At 53.9% G+C, this 11,769-nt stretch carries 5 protein-coding genes; 4 read left to right on the top strand and 1 reads right to left on the bottom strand.

All coding sequences use genetic code 11. The features are described 5' to 3' along the window. The first annotated feature begins 443 nt into the window (after positions 1 to 443). The 4 genes from CA2_RS18780 to CA2_RS17795 are packed head-to-tail and all read left to right on the top strand — an operon-like array spanning position 444 to position 11,338. A complete protein-coding gene (locus CA2_RS18780) occupies positions 444 to 6,764 on the top strand; it encodes a peroxidase family protein (protein ID WP_156106166.1) in 6,321 nt (2,106 codons plus the stop codon). Between the two features lie 15 nt (positions 6,765 to 6,779). Beyond that, positions 6,780 to 8,600, top strand: a complete 1,821-nt coding sequence (locus tag CA2_RS16690) for a type I secretion system permease/ATPase (RefSeq protein WP_042420121.1) — start codon at positions 6,780 to 6,782, stop codon at positions 8,598 to 8,600. A gap of 25 nt (positions 8,601 to 8,625) precedes the next feature. Then, positions 8,626 to 9,972, top strand: a complete 1,347-nt coding sequence (locus tag CA2_RS16685) for an HlyD family type I secretion periplasmic adaptor subunit (protein ID WP_052369996.1) — start codon at positions 8,626 to 8,628, stop codon at positions 9,970 to 9,972. 1 nt (position 9,973) lies between these two features. Continuing rightward, complete coding sequence (locus CA2_RS17795; RefSeq protein ID WP_156106164.1) at positions 9,974 to 11,338, top strand: TolC family outer membrane protein; 1,365 nt, start codon at positions 9,974 to 9,976, stop codon at positions 11,336 to 11,338. Between the two features lie 82 nt (positions 11,339 to 11,420). Here CA2_RS17795 and CA2_RS17790 read toward each other — a convergent pair. Further along, a partial coding sequence (locus CA2_RS17790; protein WP_156106162.1) for a diguanylate cyclase domain-containing protein occupies positions 11,421 to 11,769 on the bottom strand: 349 nt, incomplete at its 5' end.

Here is an 11,769-nt window from a genome sequence, read left to right as displayed (position 1 = left end):
TGATTCAGCATCCGCGAAAACGGTTTTCGCTTGGCAAGAACGTATCGGCATATCGATGCCCTAGGCGGCCCTTTCTTGCGTAGGACCAGTTCAGTCCAGCATGCCATGGGAATTGTCGACTGCAGCATAGGCAGTTCGAGGTCCCGCAAGGGTTGCTCAAAGTAGGACAAAAGATTTCACAAGAGGCCTCTTTCATGTGTTTCATGGTGTAGGAAAAGTGGCACACCCCATGCAATCAGTTTGCTGACGAATGCACGATTTCAAGGAGTTAGCTAGCAGGTATGCATGCTGGAACTTTTAAGAGCTAAACCTTGATTAGGGTTTGTATGTATGTCGAGGTAGAGGATTTATTCAAACAATGAACTGCGATCCTTAATAAGTATTAATTATCTGTCTTGTTTCCCTGGCTTCTCTCGTAATCGCTTCGAACTCAGGAGTGCATCATGACGTTCCGCCTCAATCTTGACGATATTTCGCGCATCCTCACTAGCATTCAAGTCGCAGAGCGACACGTGCAGTCGGGGTATCAGGATCAGACAGATCTGTTGGGCAACCCGCTCAACAATCTCGTGCCCTTGGGGCTGCGCACGGTCAGCGGCCAATACAACAATTTGGTCCATCCTGAGTATGGTTCTGCTGACCAGTTCATGCCGCGGTTGCTGACACCAACGTTCCAGGATGCTGAAATCAATCCACGTACTGGGCAATCTACCTCGTATGAGCAGACTTCTGGTAGCGTCTACGACTCACAGCCGCGCACAATTAGCAACCTTATTTCAGACCAATCCGCAAACAACCCTGCTGTGCTGGTTGCGGCTTTTACTGCATTGGGCTCAACAGATCCCTACGCTGATGCAGCTACCTATACCGCTGCACGCCAGGCTGCGCAGGATGCAGCCACTGCACTGCAGGCACTGCAGGATGCGATAGGTGGCGGTGCCGACTTGCCTGCCTTGCATGCGGCCTACGATGCTGCTGCGCTGCAGGCCAGTGCCGATCGTACAGCTGCCTCAAATGCCCAGGCAGCAGCTGATGCAATCAACGATGGTGCAGAAGCCAGCCTCGCCACGGCACAGCAAAACCTCACGAATGCAATTGCGGCCGAAGCGGCGGCTGACATGGCTACGAGCGCAGCTGCTGCACAACTCGCAGCTGCACAGAGCGCTCAGACTGTTGCGCAGGGCGCATACGACGCCAAGCTTGGCGCGAGCAATGCGGCGCTGGCTAACCTCAACGCTACCAATAGTCTGTTGACGACATCGACCGAAGCAATTACTGCTGCACAGGCTATTTTGGCGAACTTGGTGGCAACAAATGCCTCGCCAGCGGACATCGCGGCGCAAGAGGCTTTGATTGCGCAACTTGAAGCAGCAAAAAATTTGGTGACTTCGTTGCAGACCAGTGCGCAGGTCGCATACAACCAGGCTGCGGCAGAAACGGCGACAGCGCTCACGAGCTTGCAGGGCGCGCAGGATGTTACGGCAACAGCCATTAATGTTGTGGCTGCAGCAGCTCTGGCCGAGACTGCTGCTGAAAATCAAGTGGGTGCTGCCCAAGATGCAGTCGATGCTGCTCAGGCAGCGCTGGTGCAGGCGAATGCTGACGCTGCAACTGCACAGCAGCAAGCAATCATTTTGGATGCGACAGCGGATGCTTCTGAAGCTGCTGCAGCTGATGCGCTTGGCGCATTGCAGGCAGCCCAGGATGCTGCGGCTGTGAGTGCAGAAGACTTGGCTGCTGCCCAGGCGCTTGCAGACAGCACGGCAGCAACTTTTGAGTCGTTGCCTGCGCAGATGGGTCTGGATTTCGATGTAAACGACACGACACTGTTCGTGCCCAACGTCATGCCTGACTTGGGAGACACCGCACCCTTTAACAGCTTTCTCACTTTGTTTGGTCAGTTCTTCGATCACGGTCTGGATCTGGTCACCAAGGGTGGAAGCGGGACGGTTTACATACCTTTGCAGCCAGATGATCCGTTGTACGTTGAGGGCAGTCCAACCAACTTCATGGTGCTAACGCGTGCTACCAACAGCCCAGGTGCTGATGGCATTCTTGGGACTGCTGATGACGTGCGTGAGCACGTCAATGAGACCACGCCATTTATTGACCTGAACCAGGTCTATACCTCGCACGAGTCGCACCAAGTCTTCTTGAGAGAGTATGTGCGTGTGGAAGTGGATGGGGTGATGAAGACGGTCGCTACCGGCCATATGCTGGAGGGCCAAAACGGTGGCCCCCCCACTTGGGCAGACATCAAAAACCAAGCACGCCAGATGTTGGGGATTGAGCTGACGGATATGGATGTGCTGCGTGTACCGCTCGTGGCTGCAGACCTCTATGGCAACTTTATCCCAGGTGCTAACGGTTACGCACAACTGGTGACTCCGGCAGGCCTCCTCAGCGGGACTGCAGATGCTCCTGCGCAGGCATCCAGTGCATACGGTGCGGGCCGCGCCTTCCTTAACGACATTGCACACAATGCGGCTCCTGGGACAGTGGACCATGACCGTGATCCCACTACCGCGGAGGTGGTGAAGGCCGCCGATGCTGACACAGACACAGGCAACGACATTCCGCTAAATCTCCTGGGTGCTGCTACCACCTACGACAATGAGCTGCTGGATAAGCACTATGTGGTGGGTGATGGACGTGGCAATGAGAACATCGGTCTGACAGCCGTTCACCATGTGTTCCACAGTGAGCACAATAACCGCGTCGATCAGATCAAGGCGGAGCTACTCGCAAGCGGTGATGTGGCTTTCATTAATCAATGGCTGTTGGCACCTATTCAGGGTGACGCTGTTCCCGCTGACACCTCTTCGCTTCTGTGGAACGGCGAGCGCCTCTTTCAGGCCAGTCGCTTTAGCACCGAGATGGTCTACCAGCATTTGGTGTTTGAGGAGTTTGCGCGATTGGTGTCACCCGACATTGATCCATTCCTCTTCTCCAACACAGTGGACATCGATCCAGCAATCATGGCGGAGTTTGCGCACGTGGTGTACCGCTTTGGCCACTCTATGCTCACCGAATCAGTGGATCGATTGGCGGCGGATGGTCAGACCACCAACCATATTGGGCTGATTGACGCTTTCCTCAATCCCGTGGCGTTTGAAGGCAGTGGAGCGACGCCTGATGAAGCTGCCGGAGCGATCTTGCGCGGGATGACGCGCCAAGTGGGAAATGAGATCGATGAATTCCTGACAGGAGCGCTTCGTAACAACTTAGTAGGCTTGCCGCTGGATCTGGGTGCGATCAATATTGCCCGTGGCCGCGACACAGGTGTTCCTTCGCTCAACGAAGCACGTCGGCAGTTTTATGAGCAGACCCAAGACACCACGCTGAAGCCCTATGCGAGTTGGTACGAGTTTGCCTTGGCCATCAAAAACCCAGCTTCCATCATTAATTTCGTGGCTGCATACGGAACGCATAGCAGCGTAGTTAATGCGGTGACGCTGGAAGACAAACGCAATGCTGCAACTTTGCTGGTCATGGGGGGGGACGGTGCCCCAACTGACCGTTTGGCTTTCCTGAACGCCACGGACGCATGGGCCGGTGGTACGTTGGGTGGTCTCAATAACGTTGATTTCTGGATCGGAGGACTGGCCGAGAAAAAAGTTGCTTTTCAAGGCCTGTTGGGCACCACGTTCAACTTCGTGTTTGAAGTTCAGATGGAAAAGCTGCAGGAAGGTGACCGTTTCTACTACCTGAGCCGCACTCAGGGTATGAACTTGCTCAACCAGTTGGAGGCAGATTCGTTTGCTGAGCTAGTCATGCGCAACACCGATCTGGGCAATCCTGGCGCAACGCACTTGCCGAGCTCGCTGTTCCTCACGCCGGACTACATCTTGGAGCTGAATCAAGCGCGTCAAAAGGTGGCAGATCCCAACCATACTGACCCGATTCTCGCGGCTATCAGTCCCATGGTCATCCGCCGTGATACTGACGGTGACGGGGTGAATGACTATCTGCATTACACCGGCGGGGATCATGTCGTGATTGGGGGTGATGACAACGACAACACGCTGATCGGCGGTGAAGGGGATGACACTATCTGGGGTGACGGTGGCAATGACCGCATTGAAGGAGGCTTCGGTGTGGACCACCTTTTCGGAGGTGATGGCGATGACATCATCACTGACTCTGGGACTGACTCTGGCGCAGCCGATGTTATTCACGGCGATGCTGGGAATGACGTTATCAATGGTGGCAATGGCCTGGATCTGATCTTTGGTGGCAGTGGTCAGGACTTCATTTTTGGGGGCGTCGACGGCAAGACGATCACAGCGGGTGAAGGCAATGATTTTGTGCGCGGCCCTGATGGTCTGAGCTTTATTGCTGGCAATGAAGGTGATGACTGGCTTGAGGGGGGCGATAGCTTCGACACGCTCGCTGGTGAGAACTCCGAGCTGTTCTTTAACAGCCCAATCATTGGTCACGATGTGTTGAACGGTCGCGGTAACGACACCGATTACGATGCTGAATCTGGTGACGACATCATGTTCCAGGGCCTGGGTATTCAGCGCAACAACGGTATGGCAGGTTTTGACTGGGCCATTCACAAGGGGGAGGCGCAAGGCGCCAACTCAGATCTCGGGATTCCGATTTTCGTTAACCAGGAAGCGAACATCTTGCGTGATCGCTTCGATCTGGTCGAGGGCCTGTCAGGCTGGAAGCATGCCGATACCCTGACGGGACGCGACGTGGTGGTTGGCGCCTACGATGAAGCAGCTGGAGCGGCCGCTCAGTTCAATCCGAACTCACCTTTTGAGTCTTACGCCAACGCATTGCTAGAAACTGGTGTGGCTCGGATTGCGGGTCTTGCCGAATTGGTGGCGCATTTGGACCGCGTCACCTTTACCACAGCCAACGGTCAGACACATACGGCAGTGGTGTTCGATGCAAACGCTGTGCAGTACAACGAAGATGGAAGTGCTCGAACCATCTATGACACAGCGGCCGACATCCTTTTGGGTGGTGGTGGGAGCGACATTTTGCAAGGCAAGGGTGGTAACGATGTCATAGACGGTGATCGCTGGCTGAATGTGCGCATTCGCATCAACGACAGCAATGGCAATCAGATCGGGTGGTCCGATGACCTGGGCGGTAAGGTGTACAGCACTGCTGGTTTGCTGCTTTATGGAGGTAGAACACTGGACAGCCTAATGTTTGATCGCACTCTGAACCCAGGACAGCTCAGCATCGTGCGTGAGATTCTCGATGGCGATCCTGATGATCTGTCGCTTGATACAGCAGTCTATAGGGGCAACCAATCAGAGTATGAGATCACTTACCACGATGATGGTTCAGTCACGGTAGCGCACGTGAATCCTGATGTGAACCTGCCAGAAAACGATGGTATCGACCGACTTTTCAACATCGAGGTATTGAGGTTTGCAGACGGTGAAGTCTCAACTCAGGCACCTGACATTGTGGGTACCAACGGCAACGACATTTTGGTAGGAGATGGCCGTGCCAACCGTATCTTCGGCCTTAATGGCAATGATCTGCTGCAAGGACTGGCCGGAAACGATCTGCTTGACGGTGGTGCTGGTAACGACAGGTTGGAAGGTGGCGCTGGCAACGACACATTGCTGGGTGGGGCAGGCAATGACACCCTGGACGGAGGTGCCGGTAATGACGCTATGACAGGCGGCGCTGGAAACGATATCTATCTAGTGGATAGCACTGGTGATGTTGTGATTGAGGATGTCAACGGTGGAACTGATACTGTGCAAACCGCACTTGCTGCTTACGTTCTAGGCGCAAATGTTGAGCACTTGACGTTCACTGGAAGCGGTAACTTCACAGGTACTGGCAATGATTTGACCAATACGATTACCGGTGGAGCGGGTAATGACACGTTGGATGGCGGCGCTGGCATCGACCGTTTGGTAGGCGGCGCTGGTGACGATACCTATCTCATGGGCACAGAAACCGATGTCATCGTGGAAGCCGCAGGCGGAGGCAATGACACGGTGCGCTATGGCGGTACCAACGCATATCAACTGGCAAACAATGTCGAAAACCTCATATACACCGCATCCACCAATGCCAACCTGGTCGGCAATGGCTCTGCCAATGTAATTACGACGGGGGCTGGCAACGATACTGTGAATGCGGCGGCAGGTGACGACATTGTGTACGGCGGAGACGGAGTTGACCGCTTGCTCGGAGGATCTGGCAACGACACCTTGCATGGCGAAGCCGGGGATGATGAACTGCTGGGTGAGGCTGGAAACGATTTCCTCTACGGTGGTTCAGGCAATGATCGACTGGATGGAGGTGCTGGCAACGACACTCTTGAAGGTGGTGAGGGCAATGACACCATTTATGGTGGTGATGGCAATGACCAGATTCACGGTGGAGCTGGCAATGACACATTGTTTGGCGACATTGGCAATGATGTGATCAACGGCGGTGAGGGCAACGACAGCATTGACGGAGGCGCTGGCAACGATCGGGTGACTGGCGGCGCAGGCGACGACATCATGGATGCCTCACTGGGTGCTGACATCTTTGTTTTTGGTCCCAACTTTGGCAATGACATCATCAACGGCTTTTCCGCAGGCGGAGGAGGCCAGGATCGATTGAATCTCGCAGCTTTTGAGTTTGACACAGCGACGTTCAACAGCCGTGTGGTCATCACTGATGCTGGTAATGACACTTTGGTCACGGTCAACGGAGTAGACGGGGGCACTGTGCGGTTGGTGGGGCTTGTAGACCACACGACTGTGACGATTGCAGACTTCCAGCTCGCTTGACGGCAGAAAGTTGCTATGGTATCTAACCAATCCCCGGCCGGCTCGCGTCGGCCGGGTTGGAAGCTGGCCGACAACGAGATCGGCGCCGCATTGCGCGAATTTCGAACGGCATTCCGCAACGTCGGTATCTTTAGTGCCATCGTCAACTTATTGATGTTGGTGCCATCGCTCTACATGCTTCAGGTCTATGACCGGGTGCTGGCTAGCGGGAATCAGACCACATTGTTAATGCTGACGGTCATGGTCATCGGCACTTACCTGCTGATGAACGGATTGGAGCTTGTGCGTAGCTTCCTACTGATAAGGGTAGGGGCTCGGCTAGACCTAAAACTCAATCAGCGGGTTTACACCGCAGCTTTTGAGCAGAACCTTAAGCAAGCTGGTGCAAACGCAGGTCAGTCGCTGCATGATTTGGCGACTATCCGTCAGTTCGTTACCGGCAACGGCTTGTTTGCTTTCTTCGATGCCCCCTGGTTTCCGATCTACCTGGCTGTAATTTTTCTGTTTGACTGGGTGTTGGGAGTATTTGCCGTCATAGGTACCTTGGTGCTCGTTGGGTTAGCGTGGGCTAATGAGCTTGTGTCGAGTAAACCTTTGGCACAGGCCAACGCTATGTCTGTTGCTGCGGGGAATTTGGCCACCAACAACCTGCGTAATGCCGAAGTTATTGAAGCCATGGGCATGCTGCCTAACTTGATGGGGCGTTGGTTCAAACTGCATGGGGGTTTTTTGCAACTGCAAGGGCTGGCAAGTGAACGCGCTGGAACCATCAGTGCTCTCAGTAAGTTCATGCGTATTTCGCTGCAATCACTCATCCTGGGGTTGGGCGCATTGCTGGCTTTAGAGAACCGTATCACCCCCGGGATGATGATTGTGGGCTCCATTCTCATGGGGCGAGCGCTAAGTCCCGTCGATCAACTGATTAACGTGTGGAAGGGCTGGTCGGCTACGCGCAGTGCATACCAGCGCTTAGTTGATCTACTTGCTGCTAATCCACCACGCCAGAGCGGCATGCCTTTGCCCAGGCCTAAGGGGACCATAGCATTTGAAGGCGTAACGGCCGTTCCGCCTGGAGCGACACTACCGGCACTACAAAACCTTAGCTTTTCGCTACCTGCTGGTGAAGTGTTAGGTGTGATTGGGCCCAGTGGCTCAGGTAAGTCAACGCTGGCGCGATTGCTTGTGGGAGTCTGGGGGGCTAATGCAGGCAAGGTTCGACTGGACGGTACGGACGTCTACCAGTGGAACAAGACAGAGCTTGGCCCTTACATAGGGTACCTGCCGCAAGACATCGAACTGTTTGCGGGTAGTGTTAGCGAAAACATCGCACGGTTTGGTGTGGTTGATGCAGACAAAGTCATCGAAGCGGCGCAGATGGCCGGTGTGCACGAAATGGTTCAACGTTTCCCGCGTGGCTACGACACGGTCCTCGGAGACGGTGGGGCCGGCCTGTCGGGAGGTCAACGTCAGCGTATCGCATTGGCACGGGCCCTGTATGACTCACCATCGCTCATTGTTTTGGACGAACCAAACTCGAACCTAGACGACGTCGGCGAACAAGCGTTGCTGACCGCTTTGCAGCGCTTGCGTGAACGTGGCAGCACGGTGGTGGTCATTTCGCACCGAACCAGTATCTTGGCTGTGACCTCTTGCTTGCTATTGCTGCGGCAAGGCAGCATGCATTCTTTCGGCCCCACGTCGCAGGTGCTGGCAGCGCTTTCCAAGACGATGACACCCCCTCCAACAACTGCAGAAACTGCTGGTGCTCAGGTACGTTCAATTTTTGAAAAGAAGGCTGCTCCGCATGCACCCTTTCCGCCATCAACCATGAGCTGAAGTGTTCCCAGCCTAGGAGGTTGCAATGAATACCGACACTCCACATGTCCACGCGCTGATGCAAAACTTGCCCAACGACGCTTTGTTGCAAGACGATGCCAAGCGTCAAACTCGCATTGGTTGGTGGATTGTTCTTGTCGGTTTTGGTGGGCTGTTGTTGTGGGCTTTCCTAGCTCCGTTAGATCAGGGTGTACCCATGAGCGGAACGATCACGGTAGCTGGCAATAAAAAAGCAGTGCAGCACCAAGCCGGAGGGACAGTACAAACCATTTTCGTTCGAGAGGGTGATGTGGTGAAAGCGGGGCAGCCATTGGTGCAGATGAATTCTGTACAAGCGCGTGCTAATGCGGCTGTTGTACGTGTTCAGTACTACACCGCACTTGCTACCGAAGCAAGATTACTGGCAGAACGTGATGCCAAGGCATCAGTGACTTTTTCAGCTGATACAGAGGCCGCGCGCAGTGATCCACGTGTTGGCTCCACCATGTCAGTGCAGCAACAGCTGTTTGCTTCTCGTCGCTTTGCTTTGCAGGCGGAGATGTCAGCATTGAATGAGGGAATTGCAGGAATAGAAGCCCACACCGCAGGCTTAAAAGAAGCGCGTGAAGGAAAGCAAGAGCAATTTCGTCTTCTGCAGGAGCAGTTGAATGGAATGCGCGAGCTGGCCCAAGGTGGTTACGTACCACGCAACAGGCTGCTTGAACTTGAGCGTACGTATGCGCAACTTGCTTCGTCAATGTCGGAGGATTGGGGAAATATCGCTCGTGGATTGCGCCAAGCTAGCGAACTGAAGCTTCGACGAATCCATCGACAGCAAGAGTTTCAAAAAGAGGTCCGTGAACAGTTGGCAGATGTCCAAAAAGAGGCAGATGCTTTAAAAAATCAACTTGAAAGCTTGGACTACGAGCTGGAGAACTCAGTGGTGAGAGCACCGGTAGATGGCACTGTCGCCGACCTCAACATCTTCACTGAAGGCGGTGTTGTTGCTCCGGGATTTCGGATGATGGATATCGTTCCTCAATCTGAGCCACTGATTGTTGAAGGGCAGATTCCTGTGCATTTGATTGATTCTGTGAGCATCGGTCTACCCGTAGAGCTGATCTTTTCAGCATTCAATCAAAACACAACGCCACGTATTCCGGGAACTGTGGTGCAAGTTTCCGCTGACCGATTGGTAGATCAAAAGACGGGGGCTCCTTATTTCCGCATGTTCGCAGAAATTACTGCTGAAGGCCACGTTGAGATGAGTAAGTTGCCTGTTCGGCCAGGAATGCCGATCGAGTTATTCGTTAAAACAGGGGAACGAACGCTGGCCAACTACCTGATGCGCCCCATTCGGGACAACATCAAGATGTCACTGACGGAGGAGTGAAGTGCAAAAAAAAAATGCAAAAAACGAATCCACAAGAGGTTGGCAGCACTTTGTTGCCGTGGTGCTGGCGTTGTCCAGCCACGGGACTTGGGCCAAGGAGTTGATGGGACTTATGCAAGCATACGAAGCTGCTCGTTCCTATGACCCTGTTTTTAAAGGTGCTCAAGCTGTTCGTGACGAGGGCAGAGAGCACCAGACAATTGGCCAAGCGAAGCTGCTACCTGTAATTTCCGGGGTTGTATCTAGCAATCAAAACCAATCGCGTGTGACGGAAGCGAACGGCAGAACTGACAATCGTGGGCGCTATGCCAGCAACACCTCCAGTTTGCAGTTGCGCCAACCTTTGTACGACCGTGAGGCCTGGGCCGCTAAAGAGCAAGGAGTTGCGCGTACTGCTGCGAGTGAAGCGCTCTTTCGATTTCGCGAGCAAGAACTGATGGTGCGAGTTTTTGAAGCCTATTCGAAGGCATTGTTGGCGAGTGAAGAAGTACGTCTTGTTGAGGCACAACTTCAGTCGGCAGACGAGCTGCTGCGTGCTAACGAGCAGCGCTTGATGCAAGGCGAGGGAACCCGTACCGACACGCTAGAGACACGCTCAAAGCAGGCGTTGATACAGGCGGAACTGATTGTGGCCCAGGATCGTGCGCAGCACGCACTTGATGCACTCCAGTCCATCGTAGGAAGGCCAGTTAAGCAGCTCGAAAGGTTCACATCACGAGGCGGCACCACATCGGCTCCAGGAGCACTGGATGATTGGCGCAGTAAGGCGTTTGATACCAACCCGGAAGTTGAAAGCCTAAAACATAACTTAGAGGCAGCGCGCCATGAAGTCAGTCGCGCTAAGAGTGGGCACTATCCGAGATTGGCTTTGATTGTGAGCGTGGGAAATAATGAATCTGACACGACTTCTACGTATCGCCAGTCTTCGCAAACCACCACAGTGGGTGTACAGTTGAATATGCCAATTTTTGCTGGTGGCTCTGTTTCTGCGCAGTCTCGGCAGGCTGTGGCGCAGTTGGTGAAGGCGCAAGCAGACATGGATGCCAGAGTGGCTGAATTGGAAGTGGAGCTCCATCGGCAGTACAGTGCCCAGAAAAATGGTCTTTTGCGTATTGCTGCGCTTGAGTCTGCCGTAGCAACAAGCTATGCGTTGATTGAGGCTACTCAACGAAGCTTCACCGGTGGTGAGCGTACGAACGTCGATGTCTTGAACGCGCAAGAGCGTTTGGCCCAATCTGTGCGTGATCTGACGCAAGCTCGGTATGAGCAGCTACTTGCAGGCTTGCGGTTGCGCCATTTGGCTGGTGTATTAGGCGAGGCCGACTTGCGAGAGGTTGCTTCTCATTTTGGACAGGGTCGAAAGTAATTTGTTGCTTTCGTGAACATATGAATCGCAGTTTGGTTAACCTCCCATCAGGTAATGCTGAGGTCAAGAAGGTACCTTGCACTTAACCGATTGCTACGTTGCGCCCCAGAGCTTTTGCTCTATACAAGTTCTCATCGGCTCTCTGTATGAGTGAAGAAGGTTCAAGTAGCGCGTTTGGGATCAAGCAAGCTACGCCTGCGCTTACAGTGACGAAGTGCCCCGTTGAAGAGTCTGCATGTGGAATGGCTTTTTCTTGAACTGCTTGGCAGAGCTTTTGGGCCTTGGTCATAGCGCCATCTAAATCGCATTCTGGAAGCAGGCAGACAAACTCTTCGCCGCCGTAGCGTGCGACCAAGTCGTGAGGTCGTACAAGCGCATCACGTAGTGCCTGTGCCACTGTGCGCAAGCACTCATCGCCTTTTTGATGTCTG

Source organism: Comamonas aquatica NBRC 14918, assembly GCF_000739875.1.
Lineage (GTDB): Bacteria > Pseudomonadota > Gammaproteobacteria > Burkholderiales > Burkholderiaceae_C > Comamonas > Comamonas aquatica.
This window is presented reverse-complemented; position numbering and strand designations above follow the sequence as displayed.